Source organism: Horticoccus luteus (genome assembly GCF_019464535.1).
Lineage (GTDB): Bacteria > Verrucomicrobiota > Verrucomicrobiia > Opitutales > Opitutaceae > Horticoccus > Horticoccus luteus.
This window is the reverse complement of record NZ_CP080507.1, coordinates 3,106,438-3,128,602: the sequence shown is the minus strand read 5'-3', so window position 1 is coordinate 3,128,602 and position 22,165 is coordinate 3,106,438. Positions and strand designations below refer to the sequence as shown.

The window sequence follows — 22,165 nt, the reverse complement described above, 5'->3', positions numbered from 1 at the left end:
CGTGAAATGCTATGCGAGTCAAATGGACCCGGAGGAGGCTGAAAAGATTAAAGGCCAGCGCGTGCAAATTGTGCTCATCCTGCTGATTGCCTTCTTGGTGACGCTGCCCGTGGCGCTGTATTTTTACACGCAACGCTGAGGCATGAAGACGACGATCATCGCCATTCGAGGTGTGTTTGTGGCGCTCTGCGCGGCGTCGGGCTGGCTGGTGTGTTACACGGTGCGCGAGTGGGATCACTATTGGTGGCTGGCGGCGGGCATCGGGCTGTTGATCGGCTTGCTGGTGGTGCTGGTCGACGTGTTGTTGAAGGGATTTTCGCTGCGCGGGCTGTCGGCCATCACGTTTGGTTTGGCGGTGGGCGCGCTGATCTCGTATCTGGTGGGCACGTCGCCGCTGTTCGACAAGGGCGAGGACCAGATCGTGTTTCTCGCCCGGCTGGCGTTGTTCATCGTGAGCACGTATTTGTGCACGGTGATCGCGTTGCGCGGGAAGGATGAGTTTAACCTCGTGATTCCGTATGTGCGTTTCGTGCCGCAAGAAGTCGACGTGCCGCTGGTCGTGGTGGACACGAGTGCGCTGATCGACGGACGGATCGCGCGGTTGTGCGACACGGGGTTTCTCGGCGGGGCGCTGGTGATTCCGCGTTTCGTGCTGCGGGAGTTGCAAGCGATTGCGGGTTCGAATGACCCGCAGCGGCAGGCGCGCGGGCGGCGCGGACTGGAAGTGCTCAACGATCTGCGGCGCATCCCGCGGCTCGAAATCCGGGTGCCGGAAAGCGAAGTGGCCAAACCGGAAGACGTGGATGCGAAGCTGGTCTTCCTCGCGCAATCGATGCGCGCGAAGTTGCTGACCACGGACTACAATCTCGCCAAAATGGCGGAGTTCCACGGCGTCACGTGGCTGAATCTGAACTTGCTCGCGAAGGCGGTGCGGCCGGAGTTGATGCTGGGAGAAACGTTGGAGGTGGAGCTGGTGAAGGCGGGCAAAGACGAAGGGCAGGGCGTGGGATTTTTGGAAGACGGCTCGATGGTCGTCGTGCAAGGCGGACGGGAGTTCGTCGGCCGGCGCGTGAACGCCGAGATCGTCAGCGTGCTGCCGTCGGCGGGCGGGAAGATTGTCTTCGCGCGTTTCCCGCAGGAGCTGGTGTAGCTCGTTTCAGATTCTTGCGCGGGCCAACCCGGCGAGAAATCAGGACGTTCGCAAACGGAGACGGGCGAGTCCGACGCCCCAGAAATTGCGATCGCGGAGCTTGGCGGTGTAAATCATCGTGCAGTGGTCGTCACCGGTGGAGACCAGACACAGTGGGGTGCGCACGTCGTCGGACCAGTTGGCGGGACCCTCAGGTTGCACGGCGACGGATCGTCCTTGAGGCCAGTGCACGCTGTCGGTCGAGACACTGTAGCCGACGTGCCGGCCGTCCGGCAGGTAGGGCGTGCCTGCGTCGGAAAGGCAATTGTCGTAAATCGCGATGAATCCCGCCGCGGTGGATACGACGATCGGGTTTTCGATGAAGTGCGGTTCGATGGGAGACGGGTTCACGCCCGGGCAACGGCGCCAAGGACCGGCCAGCGCCGGCGCTTCGGCGAGGCCGACCAGCCAGGGCGTATGTGGCACATGGTTATGACTGCCGTAAAATGCCCGCCACTTTCCGCCAACTGGCCACGGATAAAACGAGTCGGTTCCCTGCTGGCCCTCCCAAGGTTGCGAATCCGCATCCGGTTGCAGAACGATGCCGTCGTCGCGATAAGGCCCACCGATCCCGGAGCGCCCGGGCTGTTGGGAAATTGCGCGCCACACCCGCCCATCCATATGCAGGCCCTCGCCCGCGCCGAAACCCGGTCGATAAGCAATGTAGAACAGATTCCAACGATCCTCGGCCGCGTTGAAAATGGGCATGGGCGACCAGAGCGAGAAACGCGTGTCGCCGGGGATCATCGTGCCCGGGGTTTCGTAGAGCGTGCCGACGCGCTGCCAGTTCGCCCCGTCCGGACTCGACCAGTGGGCGAGCCGCATCTTCGCCCAAAACGGATCGTCCGCCATCTCGGCCGTAAAAAGATGAAACACGCCGGATTCGTAAATCACACTTCCACCTTCGAAGCCGTATCGGTTGCCCGCGAGCTCCGGATGGTCCGGTCCGATGACCGGGTGAGCAGGAGCATCAAGAAATTCCAAGGTCGTTCGCGGCGCGGCCGCAGGCGGATTCGATGGGGAGGCGCACATCAGCAGATTTCTTCTCGGCGAACGCTCTCAACACAAGCCGCTTTGCGGCGGGGGAACCGGGAAATTTTGCGCGGACCGACCGGCGATCGGAGAAGCCTTAACCTCGCTTAAGCTACCGCCCGTGAGCTTCTTCGGTGAGTGGTGGACCGGATCGGGATCAAACCGACGACCTCGTCGTTGCGAACGACGCGCTCTATCAACTGAGCTACCGGCCCGAGAGAAGAGGAGCGTTTTGGTTGATGAGGCGCGGCGAGTAAATGACAATTTTACGCTTTTCTCCGCGGGCGTTTGGGACGGGCCGCGAAAATTCATTACGCGGGCTTTGCGTTTGCTTCCCCGCTCGAAGTTCGGAGAATATTCCGCTCTGCAAGCTTATGCCAACGCCAATGAAAAAGACCAGCAACACAACCAAGGCGCCCGCCCCTGCGTCCAAATCAACGCGTTCGAAGTCGACCACCCCGACGGCTAAAGTCGCATCCACTGCCAAGAAGTCCGCCGCCGCCACCGCGCCGACGGCCGCCGCGGCCAAACCCGTTGCGGCAAAATCGCCTGCGGCCGGTCCGGCGATGACCAAAATCCGGGCGACGATCGACGTCGGTTTCGGCAATTCTCTGTTCATTCGCGGCGAAGGCGCCGGGTTGAGCTGGAGCCAGGGCCGGCTGATGCAATGTGCCGGGGCCGAAGAATGGTTGATCGAACTGCCGGCGTCGGGCGGCCCGGTGATCTTCAAATTTTTGCGCAACGACGAAGCGTGGTCGGTCGGCGACGACTATCGCGCCGCGGCGGGAGAAGACACGTCGTTCGCGCCGTTTTTCTAAACGGCGAGATCGGCTTTTAATTCAAGCTGAGCCGGGCGCTCGCGGCGTCGGGCCAGCTGCGCCGCCGCCATCAGGATCGGGATTGAGCGCGAGCAAGCGGTTCTGGAGCAGGGCGGTCGCGGCGTCGCGATCGGCGAGTTGTTCGGGCGCGATGAGTTCGCACTGCATGCGCACGCGCGAGAAAGGTTTCGGGAGAATGAACCGGTCCCAGCTTTTCAGCCGCCACACGGAAGTGAACGTGCCGCCCACCAAAAGGAGAGGCGCTTTGGTGCGCCGGGCGACGATCAACGCGCCGGGCTTCACTTCGTAACACGGGCCACGGGGGCCGTCGGGCGTCACGCCGATGTCGTGGCCGGCGCGCTGCACTTCGACGAGCGCCGACGCGGCCTCGCGTCCGAGGCGGCTGCTGGAACCACGCACAGTGCGCATGCCGACGAGAGAGAAGAACGCCGTCAGCCACGCCCCGTCCTGACTGGCGCTGACGAGGGCGTAGAGCGGGCGCGGACGCCGCCAACGGCGGTAGATTTCGGGGGCGAGAAAGAGCCGGTTGTGCCAGAGCACGAAGGCGACGGGCACGTCGCGTTTAGTGTAGTGGCGGAGATCTTCGGGGGAGGATTCGAAGCGCAGCGACATGCCCCACAGGCGCACGAGCATGGCGAACGGCCAGAGCACGGCGAGCCGCCACCCGGCGATGCGGCGCACGGCGGTATCGCCGGGCTCGTAAGCGGGAAGGGAAGGCGAGGGGGCGTTCAACGGCGGGGGTTGTTGTGCAAACACCGCCGCTCGCCAAGCGAAGAAATATGGCATGCGGCGAGCGGCACCGCGAACGGAGCCCGTAGCGGCTCCTCCACAAACGAAAATTGCTCGTAGCGACCAGCGGTGGCCGCATTCTGGCGGCGTGAGCAAGCCCGCGGTCACGATCTACGAGATCGCCAAGCACGTCGGAGTATCCCCTGCGGCGGTCTCGTCGACACTGGCCAACCGGCACATCGAGCGCAGGCTTTCGTCGGAGACGGTCCGAAAAATCCGCGAGGCGGCGACCGCGCTCGGCTATGTGCCGAACATGGCGGGACGGCGCTTGCGGGCGCACAAGTCGGCGACGCGGCAATTCGACTTGGCCATTCTTACTTCCTACGAGGCGCCATTGCCACTGGTGGGTCAGGTGCTGCATGCATTGCAACGCGCCGTGGACGTGCAGACGACGGAGCACACGCGTTATGCGGTCGCGATCGAGATGTTTCACGCGGGGCGGTTGAGCGAGAAGGCGGGGCTGCTCGACGCCAATCGCTACCATGGCGTGATACTTACCAACACGCTGCCGGTGGACGACGCGTTCGTCGCGGAAGCGAGATTGCCTTATCCGGTCGTGGTGCTCGGCCGGCGAATACCGCATTACCATTGCGTGCTCGAGGCGCCGGACTTCGTCGGCCGCCGCTCGGCGGAAGTGTTGCTCGAGGCCAAATGCGGAAAGCCAGGCATTCTCCACAGCAGGCAGTTGACGCACACGACATCGGATCGGCTGGCGGCGTTTACCCGAGTGGTGAAAGAGCGCACGGGACGAGAGGCAGCGAAGATCGTCAGCACAGGCTTGCAGCCGCACGATGGGGCAGTTGCGCTGGAGGCATTCTTCAGCGAGGGCGGACAATTGGACGGACTCTTCGCGGTGAACGACAGTCTCGCGGCGGGCGCTTATCGCGCGATTAAGGCAAGCGGGCGGCGTGTGCCGGACGATGTCGCGGTCGTGGGCATAGGCGACTACGAGCTCGCCGAATATTTGGATCCGCCGCTGACGACCGTGGCGGGCGCCAATGAAGCCATGGTGGCTGAAGCGGTGCCGATGTTGTTTCGGTTGTTGCGCGGAGAGGAAAGCGTGTCGACCGAAGTGCTTGTGGTGCCACCGGTTTTTATGCGGCAGTCGACGCAGCGGCGGGCGTAAAAAGGAAAAACCGCTTGACGTTGCTAAATCCATTTAGCAACTCTTCGCCCGTGGCCCCTCCACACTCCCTGCGTTGCTCGTGAGACTGCGAGCAACGTCTAGCTAAATCGTTTGAGCAATTGTCTTTCTTTTCCGTTTCGCCATGACCCCCATCCCGACGAAGAAATCCCGTCTCCGCCTCGTGTTGATGTTTCTGCCGGCCTTGCTGATGGCAGCGCGGGCCGAGGCCCAAACCGACGGAGGTTCGCCCTCCGGCTCCGACGAAGTGGTGTCGCTGCAACCGTTCTCGGTGACCGCCGAACGCAGCAGCGGATACCGAGTGACGACAGCGTCCACTGCCACGCGCACGAACACGCCGTTGATCGAAATTCCGCAGACCGTCGACATCGTGACGAAGGAATTTTGGAATGACGTTGGCGCGACGACCTTCGATCAATCATTTCGTTATGTCGCCAATGTTTACGTGCGCAACCGCAACGCCGGGTCGGGCGATGGCGTCAACCTCCGCGGTTTCGAGACCAATGGTTCGATCGCGGTCGATGGCGTGCGCATGGGCAATAGCAAGCGTGACCTGATCGGCTACGAGCGCCTGGAGGTGGTGAAGGGCCCGCCGTCCGCGGTCCAAGGCCGTGCTGGCGGCACGGGATTGCTGAATTTCATCCTGAAGAAACCGGAGCTGGGGCGGACCGACACCTCCGTGAAATACGCGGCGTCAACGAATGAATACAGTGCGTTTTCCAATCGCTTGGAGTTCGACTCGAACTACGCCATCAATTCGAAAATGGCGGCGCGCGTCGCCGGCGCGTGGGAGCGGGGCGACGATTACATCAAGTTTCAAGAAAACCGGAATTTAGCGCTCTATCCCTCGTTCAAGTGGCAGGTGGCCGACAAGACGGAACTGATCGTCGTGGGCGAACTGCTGGATCTGAGGACGCCGTCGCGCGAGGAGGGCCACGGTTTCGCACTGTATCCGGGCAAGGCGCGCCGGTTGGTTCCGATCTTCAACACCCCGAGCGACCCCATCACCGCGCTCGACCTGCCTTACGATTTCAACATCGCCGGGCCGGGTGAGACGGACCGCGAGAAAGTCGCCAACGTGACCGTGTTTGTCACCCACCAGTTCACCGACTGGCTGTTCTTCCGCGAGGTCGCGAATCTGCGCTATTTCGGCAGCGATTCGTTCACTTACACGGGGGAGGACAACACGAACATCGCCGTCAATTCGCAATATACGGGCAGCAACGGCTGGCGGCGGGCGACCACGACGCAGGGCGACCTCATCGCCAAATATCAGCCGGTCTCGTGGCTCGGTGGCACGACAATGGTCGGCTATTCCTACGACGATTCATATAGCGTGAACGCGAACTACTCCGGCATCCCCAATGCGCCGTTCAACGTCCTCAACATGGCCGCGATCAAAGCCGCCGGCTACAGCGCGAGCTTCTACGACGGCCGCACGGTGACGAACCTCTCGCGATCCAGCTTCACCCGCAACAAGGCGTTCAGCTTTGGCATGTATGCGCAGCAGGACGTGAGTCTCTTCAAGGACCGTCTGATCCTGACCGGCGGTCTGCGCTCCGATCACGATGGGACGGCCACACGCAACGCCGTGACTGGCGCAATCTCGAGCTCGGCCGACACCACGCTCAATTCGTATCGCTACGGCGCCACGGTGAAAATCACGCCGCGCCTGGCTGTTTACGCAGTGAAAAGCGTGCAGACCGACCCCACTCGCTCCGTAAAACGCTACAACGGTCTGCTCGCGGGGGATCCGCGGCTGAATGAGTTTTTCGTCGTGAGCCCCATCACCGACCTGCGCGAGGTCGGCGTGAAGGGAGAGGTGTTGCAAGGCCGGTTGTCATTTGCTGCGGACTACTGGGAAATGACGAAGACTGGCAGCACCGCGAACGTGCTCACCAATGGCGTCTCGCAAGGCCAATCGATCACGTATGGCACGCAAACGGAGATCCAAGGTGCGCAGTCAAAGGGCTACGAAGTCAGTGCGTTTGGCAGCGTGACCGACCGCCTCAGCATAATTGCGAATTACACGCGCATGGACACCAGCCAAGGCTTCACCGGCCAGCAAAACACGCTCGGCTGGACGACTGCCTCAAACCCCGGCCGCATCCCGCTGCGTTTCGCGCCGGACTGGAACTTCAACTTTTTCGCCAAATACAGCTTCCGCGATGCGAAGGAGCAAGGGTGGGAAGTGAAGGCCGGTCTCTCACTCGTCGGTCCGCTCATCACTCAGCTCACCGGTTACGGGCTCACGTCGATTCCGGAAACGCAGCACAGCTATGATGCCGGCGTCGCCTACCGGTGGCGCAGCTATAACTTCGACCTGATGGTCACGAACATTGGCAACGATCCATTCCTCATCACGCGCGACCAGCCGCCCCGCACCTATCGGTTTAGCGTGTCGACGCGGTTCTGAGCTTCCGCGCCGGATTGGTTTGTCGCGCGGCACCCAACCCCCATTTCACCATGCTTTGCTGCTCCTCCCGTCTTGCTTCGCGTCTGCTCTCGCTCGTCTTGCTGGCGACCGCCGCACTGGCAGCCAATCCGCCGGACTTTCAGCGGATAAAGTATAACAACCCTGCGCTTCGCACCGATGTCGGGGTCGGTCTGTGGGGTTGGCCGCTGCCGCTGGATTACAATGGCGACGGCTTGATGGACCTGGTGGTCGTGTGCTCGGGCAAGCCATACAACGGCACTTATTTATTCGAGAACAGCGGCGTCACGGATCCGGAGGGCGGGCTGCCGCTGCTGAAGGCCGGCGTGCGCCTGGGCCGCGGCATCGACTCCGCACAAATCTCCTACGTGGACGGCAAGCCCGTCGTGCTGACCGCGGGAGCGATTTATCCGCACTTCACGCGATCCGCCCTTGAACAACCACAGAAACTCAACGCGCCGTCGGTGCCGGAAATCTTCGGCGCCACCGACGCGAATCTCACCAAGCCCGACATCAGCGGTATTCGCTCGAGCCAGTGGACCGAAGTGGATTACGACGGCGACGGGAAACGCGACTTGATCGTCGGCATTGATTATTGGGGCGACTACAAATGGCGCACCTCGAATCAAGCCACGGAGCCGGCGTTCGATGAAAACGGCAAATGGAAGTTTGGCCCCCTGCACGGCTACGTTTACCTCCTCCGCAACACGGGGACCAACGAAGTGCCCTCGTATGCGAAACCGATTCAATTGAAAGCGGGCGATGCGGCGATTGATGTCTACGGGCGGCCGTCGCCTTGCTTCGGCGATTTTCGCGGCACCGGCAAGCTCGACCTCATCTGCGGCGAGTTCATCGACGGTTTCACCTATTTCGAAAATATCGGCACGCGCACCGAGCCGCGCTACGCACCGGGCCGGCGTCTCGCGCTCGGCGGCGTGCCGCTCACAATGGACTTGTGCATGATCGCGCCGGTCGCGTGCGACTTCAACGGCGACGGCCACCTCGACTTGGTCGTCGGTCAGGAGGACGGCCGGGTAGCACTCCTGCAGAACACCGGGAAAGTCGCCGATGGCATGCCGCAATTTTTGCCGCCGCGGTTTTTCCGGCAACTGGCCGACGAAGTGAAGTTCGGCGTGCTCTCCGCACCGTCGGCGGTCGATCTAGACGGCGACGGCTTGGAGGATCTCGTGGTAGGCAATAGCGCCGGCTACGTCGGCTTCATCAAAAATCTCGGTGGCGACCCAGTGCGTTGGGCGGCCCCGGTTTATCTCGCAGCCGACGGCCAGACGATCCATATCCAAGCCGGCTACAACGGCGACTGTCAGGGCCCGAGCGAGACGAAGTGGGGTTACACCGACGTGTGCGCGGCGGATTGGGACATGGACGGACTGCCAGACATCATGTGCAGCGACGTGTGGGGCAAAGTGTATTGGTATCGCAACATTGGCACCCGCACCGAGCCGCGTTTCGCCGCTGCTGCGCAGGTCGAAGTCGAGTGGCCGGGCAAACCACCGAAACCCGCTTGGAACTGGTGGGAACCGCACGGTAAGGAACTCGTGATCGAGTGGCGGTGCACGCCCTACGTGATCGACTGGAACCACGATGGGTTGCCGGACCTGGTGACGCTCGACCACGAAGGCTATCTCGCGTTGTTCGAAAGGCGGAAAACCGCGGATGGACGTCTGCAGCTCCTGCCCGGCAAACGCGTATTTCGCGGCGAAGGGGTGTCGAGTTTCGACTCAATCCAGCGGCCGACGAATCACCAGTCGGGCCTCTTGCAACTCAACTCCGGGTTGGGCGGTTCGAGCGGTCGACGCACGTTCTGCTTCGTCGACTGGGATGGTGACGGCGTGCTCGATCTGCTCGTGAACAGCGTGAATGTGAATTTCCTCAAAGGCCTCGGCCAAAACTCTGAAGGCCAATGGACCTTCAAGGATATGGGTCCGCTCAATCCGGGGCAGATCCTGGCCGGGCATTCCACCGCGCCCACCGTTGTGCACTGGACGAAGGGGAAGCCGGGCGAGGTGCTTTTCGGCACCGAGGACGGCTTTCTCTACCTGATTCCCCACGGCACTCTGCCGCAGTGAACCGCGCACCCTGAACAAAACCGCGATGCCACTTACGCCCGCGCAACTGCACAAGCTGAAGCGTTGGAACACGCCGACGATCGCCAACGCGCTCGAGCAGATCTCCCGCGCCGACCCGCTCACATTGGTCAACCGCGACGAGACGCACGACTTCATGCCCGAAGTCGGGCCGATGGTGGGGTTCGCGATGACACTGATTATTTCCGGCGGCGACCCGCGCCCCAAACGCGAGCAGCCGGACAACTTTGCGCTCTACCGCGAGTATCTCGCGTCGCGGCCCGGGCCGAAAATCGTCGTGGTGCAAGACCTCGATGCGCCCCGTTGCCACGGGTCGATCTGGGGCGAGGTCGGCGCGAATCACGCGCGGGCGCTCGGTTGCGTTGGCACGATTACGGATGGTGCGGTGCGCGATCTCGATGAGATGAAGAGCGCGGGCTTCAAGGCCATCGCCCGACGGCTCGCCGTCAGCCACGCGCATTGCTGGCCGCTGCGCTGGGGTGTCGACGTGGAGGTCTTCGGCACGAAAGTGAGGCCCGGTCAGTTGATCCACGCGGACAAGCACGGTTTTATTATACTACCGCCCGACAGCCAACAGCGGCTGCTCGAAGCGGCGCGCTTCATGGACGACAATGAATGCGACACCGTGATTCCGCCCGGCAGCGCGAGCGCGGGCCGCACGACCGCCGAGATTCTCACCGAGATGAGCCGCGCCGGCACGCGTTTCGCGGCGAACGCCCGCCGAAAGTTCGGCCGCAGCGGCGAGTGGAAATAAGCATCGCCCGGCGGCGCTTCCGCATTTCCCAATCACATTTTTTTCCGCGCTGAACGAGCGCGGCTTAGCGCATGTCATCCCTCTCTCTTGTTCCTCGCAAAGGTATCCTGGCGGCCTTGTGGCTGCCGACCGACGTGCACGGCAATCTGCTCGCGCGCGAGCTCGCCGCGAATCTCGCGTTTCTCAAACGCCATCGCGTGCACGGCGTCCTCGCCCTGGGGAGCACCGGCGAATTTCCGCAATTCGACTTGGAGCAGCGCAAGCGCGCGCTCGCAACTGTCGCCGAACTAGCCGCGCCGTTGCCGGTGATCGCAAACGTAAGCGATATTCGCCCTCAAGCTGTGGCGGAGCTCGGGCGGTTCGCCGCGCGGCTTGGACTACCGGCGATTGCCGTGATGACGCCCGGATTTTATCCGTCGACGCAGGAAGACGCCCTCGCACATTTTCTCCATGCCGCGGATGCGGCCCAGCTGCCGACGTTTCTCTACAACTTTCCGGAGCTGACCGGCACGCGCATCAATGTCGAGACCGTGGCGGCTTTTGCCGATCGCGCACGCATGGCGGGGATCAAACAGAGCGGCCACGAATTCGCCTATCACGAGGAGTTGATTCAACTCGGTCGCGCGAAAGATTTTCCCGTTTTTTCCGGATCGGATACGCGTCTGCCGGAAGTATTCGCGCTCGGGGTGGAAGGCTGCATCGGCGGCCTCGTCAACATCGCGCCCGACCTGATGGTGCACCTGTATGAAGTCTGCCACGATCACACCGGCGGCGAGATCAGCCCGGCGTTTGAACGGCTGAGGGAGATCGGTCGAATTATCGACCGGTTGACGTTTCCGCTCAATGTCGCCGCGGGCATGGAAGCGCGTGGGCTCGATCCTGGTGAGCCGAAGGCGATTGTGTCGCCACGGTCGCGGGCGCTTTATGCAGAGATCGTGGCCGAACTGCAGCGAAAATTCGCCGAATGGCAGCTCGAGCCGCAGCGAACGTCATGAGGCGTTTTCCCGCCGCTCACGTTTTGGAGCCGGTCGTGCGCTCGAAGCGCCGCTGCGCTCGCACGCGCGGCTGCCGGTGGGTGGTTGATGTTGCAGTCGCCCGCGTCCCACTGCGGGTGAGGACTGCACTCACGTGCAAAGGCGAACTGCGCAGGATCGGTGACATCCACGCCACCGCGATCGGGCCACTCGACGGTCTGGGGCAGATTAACCGACCATGGAATCGTGCGCCGATCGATCGCGTTCTTACCAATCCTCGCGCTCACTGATGGTCGAAAACGGCTCCAACTCCGTGACCCGTTACGCGTGGCTGATCGTGGCGCTCCTCGCGCCCGTTGCCTTGCTCAATTACCTCGACCGGCAAATGCTCGCGACGATGAAGTCGTCGATGGTGGGCGACCTGCCGAGCATCGCGAATGGCGCGGATTGGGGGCTGGTGCTGGGCGCCTTCAAATGGACGTATGCCGGTCTGAGTCCGTTTGCGGGGTATTTTGCGGATCGTTTGAGCAAGCCACGGGTGGTCGGTTTGAGCCTGTTCGTGTGGTCGCTCGTCACGTGGTGGACGGGGCACGTCACAAGCTTTCACGAGATGATCGCCGTGCGGGCGTTGATGGGCGTGAGCGAGGCGTTCTACATGCCCGCCGCTCTGGCGTTGATCGCCGATTACCATCCAGGCCGCACACGCTCGCGCGCGATCGGTGTGCACCAAATCGGAATCTATCTCGGCCAGATCCTCGGCGGGTTTGCCGGCTATGTCGCAGAATCGCCCGAACACGGGTGGCGCTGGGCGTTTTCCACGTGCGGCTGGCTCGGCGCGCTATACGCCGTGCCGCTGCTGCTCATGCTGCGCCACGCCAAATCGCGCGGTGGACGGGCGGCCGAAGTCGCGCCGGCACCTGGGCGGCAAAACGCCCCGCAGACCGGCGTCTGGCGCGGACTTGTGGGCAACCGCGATTTCATCCTGCTCGTGCTGTATTTCACGCTTCCGGCCATAGCTGGCTGGGTGGTGCGCGACTGGATGCCGGATATTTTGCGCGAGAAGTTTCACTTGGGACAGGGCAAGGCTGGCGTGAGCGCGATTCTCTACGTGCAGATTGCGGCAATCTTCGGCGCATTGATCGGCGGATTTTTGGCGGACCGGTGGATGCGGCGCACGCGGCGCGGGCGGATATTCACCAGCGCAATCGGTATGATGCTGTTCCTCCCGGCCCTATTTGGCGTAGGCAACGCTCCCACGCTGGCGATCGCGGTGGGCGGGCTGATCATCTTCGGCCTTGGCTGGGGATTCTTCGACTGCAACAACATGCCCATCCTCTGCCAAGTCGCGCGCCCGGAACTGCGCGCTACGGGTTACGGTTTAATGAATTTCGTGAGCATCAGTTGCGGTGGCTTCGGCGACTGGCTGTTCGGGGCGCTGCGCGACCGTCACGTGCCGCTCAACGTCATTTTTGGCGTGTTCGCAGGTGTGGCGTTATTATCGGTGGGGCTTGTGTTGCTGATCCGCCCCAAGCGCCCGGAAAACTTGGGCGCGGCACCAGCTCCAGCGGGGTAGGGGGCGCAGGCGTGACATCCGCCGACTTGGGGGATGTCAGTCCACCTTACCGACGCGACTTCAGCCCTCTGATCAACTGATCGGTCAGCTGGGCCAACGCGACGTTGACCGCGCCGCGGGCGTGCGACACCAAGGCCCGTCATGCCGCCTTCGCTTCCGCCGTGTCCTTGGTTGCCTTCGCCCCGGCCGGGCCTGGATTGGCGCGCGCTGCATCTTTTCCGCGGTGAACCGCGGGGCGCGGGATTCTATGGCGCGTGCCTCGAATATGGCGAGGCGTTGTGGGAACGCGGGCTGGCCGCGCGGGCGATGCTGTGCCTCGATCGCGCGCTCGGCGCGGATTTGCGCGGCGACGAACCAGCGCTGCGCGACTGGCCGCTGCCATATCGAGCGATGGCGTGGTTTCTCGCGCACACGCCGCCGGAGGTGTTCATCGGCAACCCGCGCTACCATTTTCAGCACTTGGCCGATCGCATGAACGAACCGCGGCGCGAGCAACGGCGTTGGCGGGCGTGGGCATGCTGGGCACTGGCGCGCGTGGTGCGGCCGGAATTCGCCGCCGATCCCAAGCATGTGGTCGTGGAGCCGACGTTCGACGCGATCGCGGCCGCGCTGACGGCGGACGGAATCGCCGGGGAGAGCGAGCTGTGGCGCATGGTGTTCAGCGAAGCGCGCAAGGCGTCGGTGTAACGGGGCGGAAGGCAGCGACGGGGAGGGCAGGAAACGGGTGCGGCGTGGTGCGGTGGAGGTGACTCGAACACCCGACCGGCGGTTTAGAAAACCGCTGCTCTATCCAGCTGAGCTACCACCGCCTGCACGCCGAAACCGGGTCGAAGCGGTAGCTTTGGGGGGAGTGGCGCACAAGGCCAAAACCACGCTTGACTCGTCTTGGGGCGAACCTACGTTCCGCGGTCTTTCCCCTCACGGGGTGGTAGCTCAGCTGGTTAGAGCGTCTGCCTGTCACGCAGAAGGTCGCGGGTTCGAGTCCCGTCCATCCCGCCAGTTTTGAAACCCGTTTCCTCGCAAAAGGAAGCGGGTTTTTTGTTTCAAAAAGTGGCGTTAGTGGCAACGAGAGTGGCAACATGGGTTCCCTTGGTCACTGATGTTTACTGTCTTCTCTCAAAAATCGGCGTCCGAAAGCGTCACGAAATTTATGGGACGTTTGCTGCCCGTCCATTCCGAGTTCCCGCGGATCTGCACGCTATTTTGTTTTCAGAAGCACCTTCCGTTCTAGTGTCCGTGCATGGAAAAACAACGTGCCCCGAGAAATAGGACGCTAACCTGCTCGGCGGAGGAGATCGACCATCTTTCAGAAAAACTTTCGCGACTCGCATCTCTTTCGTCCTCGGAGGAACTGGATGGGAAGGTCATTAATCAGGACTTCTTTGATGCTGGGCGTTATCTGCCAAGAGGTTTTGCGGACCTGATCGTTCTCGATCCCCCCTACAATCTCTTCAAAAACTTTCACGGGAATACTTTCAGGGGTAAGGAAGGCGCGGAATACACTGCCTATTTCCGTTCAATCCTCGATGTTCTGATCCCGACATTGAAGCCGAACGGCACCGTCTACGTATGCTCTGATTGGAAAACATCGATGCTAATAGCGCCCGTGCTTGAAGAACGTCTTTGCGTGAGAAACCGAATTACTTGGGAGCGTGAAAAAGGCCGTGGAGCCAAAAGTAACTGGAAGAACAATACCGAGGATATTTGGTTTTGCACCGCCTCCGATTCCGACGACTACACATTCAACGTCGATGCCGTTAAGCTTAAGCGTAAGGTGATCGCTCCTTATCGAGATGCGGATGGAAAACCCAAGGACTGGGATGAGAGCGAAGACGGAAATTATCGGCTAACGCACCCATCGAATATCTGGACGGACATAACAATCCCGTTTTGGTCGATGCCAGAAAACACAGATCACCCCACCCAAAAACCAGAAAAGCTGATCGCGAAGCTTATCCTCGCGAGCACGGTTAAAGGTGGATTCGTTTTCGATCCGTTCCTCGGCAGTGGGACTACAGCAGTTGTAGCGAAGAAGCTTGGGCGTCGATTTGCGGGGGTAGAGCAAAATACGGAATACTGCTGCTGGACAATGAAGCGCCTAAGTATCGCGGACGCGTCCCCTTCGATCCAAGGGTATGCGGACGGGGTGTTTTGGGAGCGGAACTCCCTAGCTGATCAAAAAGGAGAAACACGGGCTGTATTGGGTGCTTCTGGAATAGGCGACGCGCTCGACGGACAAGAAGGCCAGCCAATTTCGAACGCGCCACGTCCCCGTGGCCGCCCTCGCTTTGTCAAATCGGAGGCCGCAGAGCCGACGTTGAACCTCTTTTAGGATGAGCAAATTACCCCAATTATTGGAGTTCATTGCGGCGAATGACGGTATAAACGACAAAGCCAAGCTGGCCAAACTCGTCGTCGAGAAATTCGCTCTAACGCGAGATCGGTCGGTGTATTACTGCGATGACCTCGCCATTCGCTTCTCTTCCGGCGCACGCCAGAGTTTTTCGAACACGGTCCTATCCCTTTCGAACCTTAGAAAGGTCGATCAGCTTCCGTTCCTCGTCTGCTTGGTAACGCCTGCTGAAAACTATGTTCTGTTGGCCAACACTACTCTCTTGCGGAAGATAAGTCATTCCAGTCAGCAACTGCGGGTCGATAACATCAAAGGTAGCTTCAACGGTTCAGATATTCTTCGAGAGCTAGAAGGCATCGAAAACGTGCCTTCGAACATCCAGCGGCTTTTCGACATTCACACCGAAATTGGTTTCGAGGGAAATCTTCCGCGTCTCGTAGAAAGCACGAATAACATCGCGCCGACGGGTCGAAAATTTGGCGTCGCCCCAAAACTGGAGGCGGTAATCTTGGACGGTCCAGCGCGAGCCGCAAGGTTCGTCGCCTCGGCTGACGCAGTGACTCTAAAGCGCGAACTGGATGAAAAGGTCGCACGATTCAAAAATGAAATCATTTTGGCCGCACTGATTGAAAATGTGAACGTGCGCGGTCGGATCATCGAGTATCTGATCGCAGGCGAAGATTACGCCTTACGAGGCGAAATCATAAAGGCCCTGCAGACGAAGAGCACATCCAAGGGACTTCCCGCATTCAAAACGGACAACACGCTCGGAGATTACCAACGCATCTTCGATGACTACTTCACCGAGACGGACGTAAAAACGAAAATCATGATTCTATCGTCTAATCCGAAGGGATACAACATCGACAAAATCCTCGAGTTTCTGGCGACAGAAAAGAGTGTCTTCATGTTTTATTTTGTCGGCGTCGATCCAACGAGGATCGTGAACACCGTCCTCGTCTCCATGTTTCAGACCGATTTGCTCAGGGCCACACTCTTGCTCAAGCATTGGAGCGGGCGAAATTCTCGTGGCGTTTCGCAATTCGAGGGCAGGACTATCAGCGAACTAATTAAGACGCCGAAATCGGATGTGGATGTCGCCGGTGCAGTAGCTTTCCTCAAAACGTTGATTGCGCTCTGATTTTTTCGAGTGCCGCCCTCCACTGGCGCATTTTTCGGGAGGGGTGCAGCTTACCTGAAAAAAAGTCCCACCGCTGTCGCTTTCATCGTCCCAAACCCAAGTTTCAACTGCGTTGATCGACGGGCAATCCGCGCCCGGTGGCGGTTGATATTCCGCGCGCTGTTCCCAAATTTTCGCGAGACGGTTTTCCTCGATGGCGTCGGCCAGCTCACCTAGATTCAGACCGTGGATGACCACCTCTCGCCCGACGAAGGACAAAACAAGCTCACCGTCCTCTAACGTGGCTTCATTGAATCTCGACCACGACAGAATGCGGCGCTTGCCCCTCCGCCATTCAAGCGCGAGCACCCGCGCGTTCCCGTCGCTCAGGTAACACGATTCGCGCCCCTTCTCTCTGGACCGTCTCCGTGCCATTGCCTCATTGAAGTTCATAGACGTTGACGCACTCCCTGCCATTGCTGTTGCCGCGCCGCCCATGCGTGGCGGATCGCGATTTCTTGGAATTGCCGTTGGCGCATGCGCCACGCCATGGATTCGCGGTCGCTGGTTCGCTTTGATTCGAGCGCCAGCGGGCGTTCGCTGCTGGGGCGCAGAGGACGGGGTCTGGCTTTGTGGTTTGTCGTGGAGGAGCGTGGGTGGCGAGACCGCTGCGCGGATCGCGGTTCGCCAGCGGGGGCGACGCGCACGGCGTTTCCTGCGGGCGCGAGGTGAGGACAGCGGGAACTTTGGGCGGCGGCGCGTGACCAGCGGCTGATTCGCTAAGCCGTTTCCCGGCGGGCGATAACACTCACATTCCCATGAAAATTACCCTCATCCGTTCGCTCTGTGCTTTCGCCTTGGCTCTCGTGATCGGCGGCTGCGCCACCACCAGCGTCCATTATCCCGTCACCTATCAAGTCAAAGTCGGCAACACGCAGGTGCTCTCCGGCTACGGTCCGCAAAATATCGACGTCAACGCCCGCCAAGTCATCTCGGTCGAGCCCGGCGTGACGTTCTACTATCAAGTCGTTTCTCCGCTCAACGTGACCGTCTATGTTTATGAGCAGACGAGCTCGGGTGAGCGGACACTCGTCAGCCAGATGCAGGGCACCGCGTTCACCTCGTCGGTTATGCCGAAGGAGAGTTCGCTGGAGTTCCTGTTCTCGGTGACGAACGCGAACACGTCGGGTTCGATTCAGTTTACGATTTCCGACAAGCCTCTCACGCCGGTCGTCACCCCGAAAATGTAAAGGGCGGCGGACCGCTGCTGCCGGTGGCACGCCTGTCCTGGGGCGCGCCACCGAGCGGCGAGTCGCGTTCGTCAGACGGCGGGCGGCGCCCCGAAGTGGGCCGCAAAACTCGCGTAGGCGTTCGTGTCGGCGAGCATCGTCTCGATCGTCGCCACCAAGGGCTCGAGGCGCACGAGCCCGGAGAAGACGGCTTTGTCGCCAATCGCATCGGTCAACACAAACGCGGGACGTTGATTGATTTGGTGCGCAAGAAATTCCGCGGTGCTCGCCTCGGCGCGGGCGCGGGTCGCGGGCGACTCGGCGAGGGCCCGCAGTTGGGCGGCATCGCAGCCACTGGCGGCGCTCGCCACGGCGACGGCTTCGGCAAGTTCGCCGATGCGGCGGCCTTCGCGGACGGCGGCGTGAGTGAGGGCGAGGCGGAGACGATCGTCAGTGAAGCCGAGGTCGCGGCCGGCTTCCGCGACGAGGCTGGGCGCGGCGTAGTCGCCGGCGCGGGCGGCGTCGAGCCACCCCGAATGCAGCATGAACGGCGAACGCATCACGGTGCCGCTGCGGCGGTAAAACCAGTCGCATTGCGCGCGCGAGATGGGGAAGTCGGCGGGGCGCATGAGCGCAATCTTCCACTCGAAATCGACGCGATGGGCGTAGCGCGATTTCAGCTCCGTCCAAGTCGGTTCAGCCCAGGCGCACCACGACGACAAGACTTCGAGATAGTAGGTGATTTTAACCGCAGCCATGGCACGCAGCGTTGGAAAAAGGGGCGACGCGGTCAACGGGCGACCGCTAGCGGCGCGCGGTGGCGCGGACGACGCCGAGGCGGAGTGCGACGACACGGAGTGTGATCCAAAACCGGCCAACGCACGGACGGGATCGTAAGTGGGCGGCGGGCTTGCGTGCTGCGCGGGTTGGACTGGGGGACGGCGAACCGGGCGTCCGCAGTGTTTTTCAGGAGCGGATAGCGGAAGCGAGCGTGCGCCGTGGCCGCCGTGGGAGGGTGCCAATAGCGAGTGCGAAGTTTTGCTCGCGACGGGACGTGGCGGTGGACGGTATAGCGCGAATGATTCTTGATGGCATGTGGCTTCCCGAAAGCGCCGAATTGGCGGGGCAACAAATTCCGATGCCCGCGACGCGGTGGCGGATTTCGGGCGCGAACTATGTGGTGGTGTCTGCGGAGTCGCGCGATGCGGGGCTGTTGGTGTTTGGCGCTGAGGGGAGCGCGGCAACCGTCGATCTCATCGGCACGTCCGGACCCAATGCGGGAAGAACGATTCCCGCGATCTGGCGGCTTGAGGGCGACGTGCTGGAACTTTGCTACGACGTAGGCGGCGGGCCGCGGCCGACGCGGTTTTCGGGAACGGCGGGCGAAACGTTGCTACGCGTGCGTTATCGGCGCGAAGGCTGATTCCGGCAGGAAACTCCGCGCGCGATGATGCGCTGCGGAGTGAGAGGCGGTTGATGGATCGCCGCGAGGGCCGGCGGGCTTATTTCTTGCCGCCGAGCAGATCCTTCAAAGTGCTGCCGGCTTTTTTCACGGTGTCTTCCACGCCGTTTTTGCCGATGGCGCTCGCGGCGGAGGCGACGACTTGGGCGGTGACGCTGCGGGAAATCGCAAAGGCGAGCTGACCGGGCGTGATGCCGCCTTCCTTCACGCCGAGATCGTTGAGTTCGACGGTCGGCATGGGGACGGTGATGGCGGCGGTGCCTACGCCGACGGTGACTTTGGCGTCGCTCAGGACGAAGTGCTTCACGATGAGTTTCCGCGGCGGCTTTTTCTCGTCGGTGGGCTTGGGCTTATCGCCGCCCGTGGCGGCCTCGATGTTCTTCATGAGGTCGCCAATATTGCTGGAGACGAGGTGCGTCTCGTAAACGATTTCGGGCTGGGTGATGGCGATGGAGTTGATGACGATCGGCTGATCGCCGAGCACGGTGGTCGGTTTGAGGTCGATGGACACCTGGCCGAGGTGGAAGGCGTTGCGGTCGCTCCAGCCCTGGGGATTGCCCACGACGAAGTTGGTCAGCGTGCCATGGCCGGAGAACGGCGAAATGCTGGCGCTGTCGAGGTGGACGTTGGTCTGTGTAAGCTCAGGGCCGAATTTATTGACGCTGGCGGTGATGGCGGTGCCGACGAAGTAGCGGCCGACGATGAAGACGACGAGCGCGAGGATCGCGACGACGACCACGAGGGAGAGGAGGAATTTTTTCATGGCGGGAGAGTAGGACCGCAATCGCAGGGGCGCGTTCAAGGAAAAGACGCGCAAGTGCCGTGGCGCCGGAAGGATGCCGGTCAGGATGCTGCGGGAGGGTGGTGGCGATGGAGCACGAGGTGATTGCCGTCGGGATCGGTGAAGCGCGCGAAATGGCAGACGCCTGAGTCGGCGGGGCCGAAAATGATGGAGATGTTCTGCGCGCGAAGATGCGCGATCGCCGCGTCGAAATCGATGGCTTCGAGCGCGGCGGCGGCGGCGGTGGACCCGGGAATGGCGCCGCCGATTTCGGTGGAGATCGCCAATGCCGGACCGTCAGGGGAACCGACCTCGAACTCGACCCATTTGTCCCCCCAATTGGCGGATTCGGTGAGGCCGAGCACGCCGCGGTAGAAGGCGCGGGCGCGCGGCATGTCGCTCACGGGGTAGACGAAAAACGGCAGGCCGGAGAAGCGCGGGGTCATGCGCGGAGTTTGCGCGAGGATTTACGCTTGTCACGCCCGGGCTCGCCCTGACGCTGTCAGCACAAATTTTCGTTCATGGCGTCCAACTACACTGAAGCCAGCATCAAGACCCTTTCCTCGCTCGAGCACATCCGTCTGCGGCCCGGCATGTATATCGGCCGGCTCGGCAATGGTTCACACGCGGAGGACGGCATCTACGTTCTGATCAAGGAGACCATCGATAATTCGATCGACGAATTCACGATGGGTTACGGCAAGCGGATCGAGATCGAGCTGAAGGAGCGCAGCGTGCGCGTGCGTGATTACGGTCGCGGCATTCCGCTCGGCAAGCTGATCGACTGCGTGTCGATCATCAACACGGGCGCGAAATACGACAGCGAGACGTTTCAAAAATCGGTGGGTTTGAACGGCGTGGGCCAGAAGGCGGTCAACGCGCTGGCGCTCACGTATCGGGCGCAGGCGGTGCGCGACGGCGAGACGAAGGTGGTCGAGTTCGCCGAGGGGAAGTTGAAGAAGGAGCACAAGGTGGTGAAGTCGGACGAGCGCAACGGGACGATCATCGAGTTCACGCCCGACACGGCGCTGTTTGGCGCGGATTTCCGTTTTCGCCCCGAGTTCATCGAGGACATGATGTGGAACTACGCGTTTTTGAACCGGGGGCTGACGCTCACGTTCAATGGCAAGTCGTTCAAATCCGAGCACGGGCTGCGCGATTTGCTGCAGAAGAATCTGACGGGCGAAACGCTGTATCCGATCATCCATCTGGAGGCGGAAGACATCGAGATCGCGCTGACGCACGGCGCGCACTACGGCGAGGAATACTATTCGTTCGTGAACGGCCAGCATACGACGATGGGCGGCACGCATCAGGCGGCTTTCCGCGAGGCGGTGGTCGAGACGGTGCGCAATTTCTACAAGAAGGATTTCGAAGCGGCGGATGTGCGGCAGTCGATCATCGCAGCGATTTCGGTGCGGGTGCAGGAGCCGGTGTTCGAATCGCAGACGAAGACGAAGCTGGGTTCGAACGACATGGGGCCGAACGGGCCGTCGGTGCGCGAGTTCATCGGCAAGTTCGTGCAGCAGCACCTCGATGTTTACCTGCATCGCAATCCTGACACGGCGGGCGCGATCCTGCGCAAGATACAGGAGAGCGAACACGAACGGAAGGAGCTGGCGGGCATCCGCAATCTGGCGCGCGAACGCGCCAAAAAAGCATCGCTGCACAACCGCAAGCTGCGCGATTGCCGGCTGCACCTCGGCGAGCGCAACCCGCGCGCGGACGAGTCGGCGTTGTTCATCGTCGAGGGCGATTCGGCGGCGGGTTCGCTGACGGCGTGCCGCGATGTGCAGACGCAGGCAGTGTTCGCGTTGAAGGGGAAACCGCTCAACACGTTCGGGCTCTCGAAAAAGGTGATCTACGAGAACGAGGAGTTTCACCTCCTGCAATCGGCGCTGAACATCGAGGACGGGCTGGATGGATTGCGTTACGGCAAAGTGGTCATCGCCACGGATGCAGACGTGGACGGCATGCACATTCGTCTCCTGTTGATTTCGTTTTTCCTGCAGTTTTTCCCGGAGCTCATCACGGCGGGCCGGCTCTATATTCTCGAAACGCCGCTCTTCCGCGTGCGGAACAAGAAGCGCACGATCTACTGTTACTCAGAGGAGGAAAAGCAGGCGGCGGTGAAGGAACTGGGGGCGACGCACGAGATCACGCGGTTCAAGGGGCTCGGCGAAATTTCGGCGAACGAGTTCAAGGATTTCATCGGCGAAAACATCCGGCTCGAGCCGCTTTCGCTCCACCACCTGCACAACAGCGCCGAGCTGCTCTCGTTTTTCATGGGGAAGAACACGCCGCAGCGGCAGGAGTTCATCATTGAGAACCTGAGGGTGGAAAAGGATCTCGTCGCGGTGGCCTGAGCCGGCGAACGAATCCGGACC

At 61.5% G+C, this 22,165-nt stretch carries 21 protein-coding genes and 3 tRNA genes; 16 read left to right on the top strand and 8 right to left on the bottom strand.

From position 1 onward, the window contains the following. The first annotated feature begins 1 nt into the window (after position 1). Together K0B96_RS12820 and K0B96_RS12815 are read left to right on the top strand one after the other, a co-directional pair. Positions 2-139, top strand: a complete 138-nt coding sequence (locus K0B96_RS12820; RefSeq protein ID WP_220161285.1) for a hypothetical protein — start codon at positions 2-4, stop codon at positions 137-139. 3 nt (positions 140-142) lie between these two features. Then, complete coding sequence (locus K0B96_RS12815; protein ID WP_220161284.1) at positions 143-1,150, top strand: PIN/TRAM domain-containing protein; 1,008 nt, start codon at positions 143-145, stop codon at positions 1,148-1,150. Positions 1,151-1,189: 39 nt separating this feature from the next. On the opposite strand, the gene K0B96_RS12810 is transcribed toward K0B96_RS12815, so the two are convergent. After that, entirely contained in the window at positions 1,190-2,221 is a 1,032-nt protein-coding gene (locus K0B96_RS12810) for a glycoside hydrolase family protein (protein ID WP_220161283.1), read from the bottom strand. Positions 2,222-2,360: 139 nt separating this feature from the next. Continuing rightward, a tRNA-Ala gene (locus tag K0B96_RS12805) sits at positions 2,361-2,436 on the bottom strand. Between the two features lie 159 nt (positions 2,437-2,595). Between K0B96_RS12805 and K0B96_RS12800 the strand changes: the two genes are divergently transcribed. Beyond that, a complete protein-coding gene (locus K0B96_RS12800; protein WP_220161282.1) occupies positions 2,596-3,039 on the top strand; it encodes a hypothetical protein in 444 nt (147 codons plus the stop codon). Between the two features lie 21 nt (positions 3,040-3,060). Here K0B96_RS12800 and K0B96_RS12795 read toward each other — a convergent pair whose 3' ends face one another. Continuing rightward, positions 3,061-3,846: a lysophospholipid acyltransferase family protein gene (locus K0B96_RS12795; RefSeq protein WP_220161281.1), complete on the bottom strand. Its 786-nt coding sequence runs from the start codon at positions 3,844-3,846 to the stop codon at positions 3,061-3,063. Positions 3,847-3,937: 91 nt separating this feature from the next. Between K0B96_RS12795 and K0B96_RS12790 the strand changes: the two genes are divergently transcribed. The 7 genes from K0B96_RS12790 to K0B96_RS12760 all read left to right on the top strand — a co-directional run bounded on the left by K0B96_RS12790 (position 3,938) and on the right by K0B96_RS12760 (position 13,520). Continuing rightward, positions 3,938-4,975, top strand: a complete 1,038-nt coding sequence (locus tag K0B96_RS12790; protein ID WP_220161280.1) for a LacI family DNA-binding transcriptional regulator — start codon at positions 3,938-3,940, stop codon at positions 4,973-4,975. A gap of 142 nt (positions 4,976-5,117) precedes the next feature. Next, positions 5,118-7,409: a TonB-dependent siderophore receptor gene (locus K0B96_RS12785; protein ID WP_220161279.1), complete on the top strand. Its 2,292-nt coding sequence runs from the start codon at positions 5,118-5,120 to the stop codon at positions 7,407-7,409. A 50-nt stretch (positions 7,410-7,459) separates the two neighbouring features. Further along, a complete protein-coding gene (locus K0B96_RS12780; protein ID WP_220161278.1) occupies positions 7,460-9,514 on the top strand; it encodes an FG-GAP repeat domain-containing protein in 2,055 nt (684 codons plus the stop codon). A gap of 25 nt (positions 9,515-9,539) precedes the next feature. Continuing rightward, on the top strand, positions 9,540-10,286 hold the full coding sequence (locus K0B96_RS12775; protein WP_220161277.1) for an RraA family protein: 747 nt from the start codon (positions 9,540-9,542) through the stop codon (positions 10,284-10,286). A 71-nt stretch (positions 10,287-10,357) separates the two neighbouring features. Next, positions 10,358-11,281 (top strand): dihydrodipicolinate synthase family protein, encoded by a 924-nt coding sequence (locus K0B96_RS12770; RefSeq protein ID WP_220161276.1) that lies wholly within the window; start codon positions 10,358-10,360, stop codon positions 11,279-11,281. A gap of 268 nt (positions 11,282-11,549) precedes the next feature. Continuing rightward, on the top strand, positions 11,550-12,833 hold the full coding sequence (locus K0B96_RS12765; RefSeq protein WP_220166557.1) for an MFS transporter: 1,284 nt from the start codon (positions 11,550-11,552) through the stop codon (positions 12,831-12,833). Positions 12,834-12,974: 141 nt separating this feature from the next. Further along, positions 12,975-13,520, top strand: a complete 546-nt coding sequence (locus K0B96_RS12760) for a hypothetical protein (RefSeq protein ID WP_255558658.1) — start codon at positions 12,975-12,977, stop codon at positions 13,518-13,520. 45 nt (positions 13,521-13,565) lie between these two features. Here the strand turns inward: K0B96_RS12760 and K0B96_RS12755 are convergent. Continuing rightward, positions 13,566-13,642, bottom strand: a tRNA-Arg gene (locus K0B96_RS12755). Positions 13,643-13,755: 113 nt separating this feature from the next. On the opposite strand from K0B96_RS12755, the gene K0B96_RS12750 reads away from it, so the two are divergent. The 3 genes from K0B96_RS12750 (at position 13,756) to K0B96_RS12740 (ending at position 16,327) form a co-directional block, all read left to right on the top strand. Continuing rightward, positions 13,756-13,832: transfer RNA gene (locus K0B96_RS12750), tRNA-Asp, on the top strand. A gap of 241 nt (positions 13,833-14,073) precedes the next feature. Further along, positions 14,074-15,165 carry a DNA-methyltransferase gene (locus K0B96_RS12745; protein ID WP_220161275.1) on the top strand — a complete coding sequence of 364 codons (1,092 nt, stop codon included), beginning with the start codon at positions 14,074-14,076 and terminating at the stop codon, positions 15,163-15,165. A 1-nt stretch (position 15,166) separates the two neighbouring features. After that, complete coding sequence (locus tag K0B96_RS12740; RefSeq protein WP_220161274.1) at positions 15,167-16,327, top strand: hypothetical protein; 1,161 nt, start codon at positions 15,167-15,169, stop codon at positions 16,325-16,327. Here K0B96_RS12740 and K0B96_RS12735 read toward each other — a convergent pair. Further along, positions 16,253-16,759, bottom strand: a complete 507-nt coding sequence (locus K0B96_RS12735; protein WP_220161273.1) for a hypothetical protein — start codon at positions 16,757-16,759, stop codon at positions 16,253-16,255. The genes K0B96_RS12740 and K0B96_RS12735 overlap by 75 nt on opposite strands. Before the next feature lie 365 nt (positions 16,760-17,124). Between K0B96_RS12735 and K0B96_RS12730 the strand changes: the two genes are divergently transcribed. After that, positions 17,125-17,556, top strand: coding sequence for a hypothetical protein (locus tag K0B96_RS12730; protein WP_220161272.1), 432 nt, complete (start codon positions 17,125-17,127; stop codon positions 17,554-17,556). Between the two features lie 71 nt (positions 17,557-17,627). On the opposite strand, the gene K0B96_RS12725 is transcribed toward K0B96_RS12730, so the two are convergent. After that, positions 17,628-18,293 (bottom strand): DsbA family oxidoreductase, encoded by a 666-nt coding sequence (locus K0B96_RS12725; RefSeq protein ID WP_220161271.1) that lies wholly within the window; start codon positions 18,291-18,293, stop codon positions 17,628-17,630. A gap of 335 nt (positions 18,294-18,628) precedes the next feature. Between K0B96_RS12725 and K0B96_RS12720 the strand changes: the two genes are divergently transcribed. Beyond that, on the top strand, positions 18,629-18,958 hold the full coding sequence (locus tag K0B96_RS12720; RefSeq protein ID WP_220161270.1) for a TIGR03067 domain-containing protein: 330 nt from the start codon (positions 18,629-18,631) through the stop codon (positions 18,956-18,958). A 79-nt stretch (positions 18,959-19,037) separates the two neighbouring features. Here K0B96_RS12720 and K0B96_RS12715 read toward each other — a convergent pair whose 3' ends face one another. Both K0B96_RS12715 and K0B96_RS12710 read right to left on the bottom strand, forming a co-directional pair. Continuing rightward, complete coding sequence (locus K0B96_RS12715) at positions 19,038-19,760, bottom strand: hypothetical protein (RefSeq protein ID WP_220161269.1); 723 nt, start codon at positions 19,758-19,760, stop codon at positions 19,038-19,040. An 80-nt stretch (positions 19,761-19,840) separates the two neighbouring features. Continuing rightward, entirely contained in the window at positions 19,841-20,224 is a 384-nt protein-coding gene (locus K0B96_RS12710; RefSeq protein ID WP_220161268.1) for a VOC family protein, read from the bottom strand. A 75-nt stretch (positions 20,225-20,299) separates the two neighbouring features. Here K0B96_RS12710 and K0B96_RS12705 point away from each other — a divergent pair, with 75 nt between their 5' ends. Next, entirely contained in the window at positions 20,300-22,144 is a 1,845-nt protein-coding gene (locus tag K0B96_RS12705) for a DNA topoisomerase IV subunit B (protein WP_220161267.1), read from the top strand. Positions 22,145-22,165 lie beyond the last annotated feature (21 nt).

What these genes read in the sequence shown, in the direction of transcription:
- K0B96_RS12725 (WP_220161271.1), bottom strand. Translation starts at nt 18,293, where the DNA reads ATGGCTGCGGTTAAAATCACCTACTATCTCGAAGTCTTGTCGTCGTGG.
- K0B96_RS12745 (WP_220161275.1), top strand. Translation starts at nt 14,074, where the DNA reads ATGGAAAAACAACGTGCCCCGAGAAATAGGACGCTAACCTGCTCGGCG.
- K0B96_RS12740 (WP_220161274.1), top strand. Translation starts at nt 15,167, where the DNA reads ATGAGCAAATTACCCCAATTATTGGAGTTCATTGCGGCGAATGACGGT.
- K0B96_RS12770 (WP_220161276.1), top strand. Translation starts at nt 10,358, where the DNA reads ATGTCATCCCTCTCTCTTGTTCCTCGCAAAGGTATCCTGGCGGCCTTG.
- K0B96_RS12720 (WP_220161270.1), top strand. Translation starts at nt 18,629, where the DNA reads ATGTGGCTTCCCGAAAGCGCCGAATTGGCGGGGCAACAAATTCCGATG.
- K0B96_RS12760 (WP_255558658.1), top strand. Translation starts at nt 12,975, where the DNA reads ATGCCGCCTTCGCTTCCGCCGTGTCCTTGGTTGCCTTCGCCCCGGCCG.
- K0B96_RS12775 (WP_220161277.1), top strand. Translation starts at nt 9,540, where the DNA reads ATGCCACTTACGCCCGCGCAACTGCACAAGCTGAAGCGTTGGAACACG.
- K0B96_RS12815 (WP_220161284.1), top strand. Translation starts at nt 143, where the DNA reads ATGAAGACGACGATCATCGCCATTCGAGGTGTGTTTGTGGCGCTCTGC.
- K0B96_RS12765 (WP_220166557.1), top strand. Translation starts at nt 11,550, where the DNA reads ATGGTCGAAAACGGCTCCAACTCCGTGACCCGTTACGCGTGGCTGATC.
- K0B96_RS12780 (WP_220161278.1), top strand. Translation starts at nt 7,460, where the DNA reads ATGCTTTGCTGCTCCTCCCGTCTTGCTTCGCGTCTGCTCTCGCTCGTC.
- K0B96_RS12795 (WP_220161281.1), bottom strand. Translation starts at nt 3,846, where the DNA reads ATGCCATATTTCTTCGCTTGGCGAGCGGCGGTGTTTGCACAACAACCC.
- K0B96_RS12810 (WP_220161283.1), bottom strand. Translation starts at nt 2,221, where the DNA reads ATGTGCGCCTCCCCATCGAATCCGCCTGCGGCCGCGCCGCGAACGACC.
- K0B96_RS12705 (WP_220161267.1), top strand. Translation starts at nt 20,300, where the DNA reads ATGGCGTCCAACTACACTGAAGCCAGCATCAAGACCCTTTCCTCGCTC.
- K0B96_RS12735 (WP_220161273.1), bottom strand. Translation starts at nt 16,759, where the DNA reads ATGAACTTCAATGAGGCAATGGCACGGAGACGGTCCAGAGAGAAGGGG.
- K0B96_RS12800 (WP_220161282.1), top strand. Translation starts at nt 2,596, where the DNA reads ATGCCAACGCCAATGAAAAAGACCAGCAACACAACCAAGGCGCCCGCC.
- K0B96_RS12785 (WP_220161279.1), top strand. Translation starts at nt 5,118, where the DNA reads ATGACCCCCATCCCGACGAAGAAATCCCGTCTCCGCCTCGTGTTGATG.
- K0B96_RS12730 (WP_220161272.1), top strand. Translation starts at nt 17,125, where the DNA reads ATGAAAATTACCCTCATCCGTTCGCTCTGTGCTTTCGCCTTGGCTCTC.
- K0B96_RS12710 (WP_220161268.1), bottom strand. Translation starts at nt 20,224, where the DNA reads ATGACCCCGCGCTTCTCCGGCCTGCCGTTTTTCGTCTACCCCGTGAGC.
- K0B96_RS12715 (WP_220161269.1), bottom strand. Translation starts at nt 19,760, where the DNA reads ATGAAAAAATTCCTCCTCTCCCTCGTGGTCGTCGTCGCGATCCTCGCG.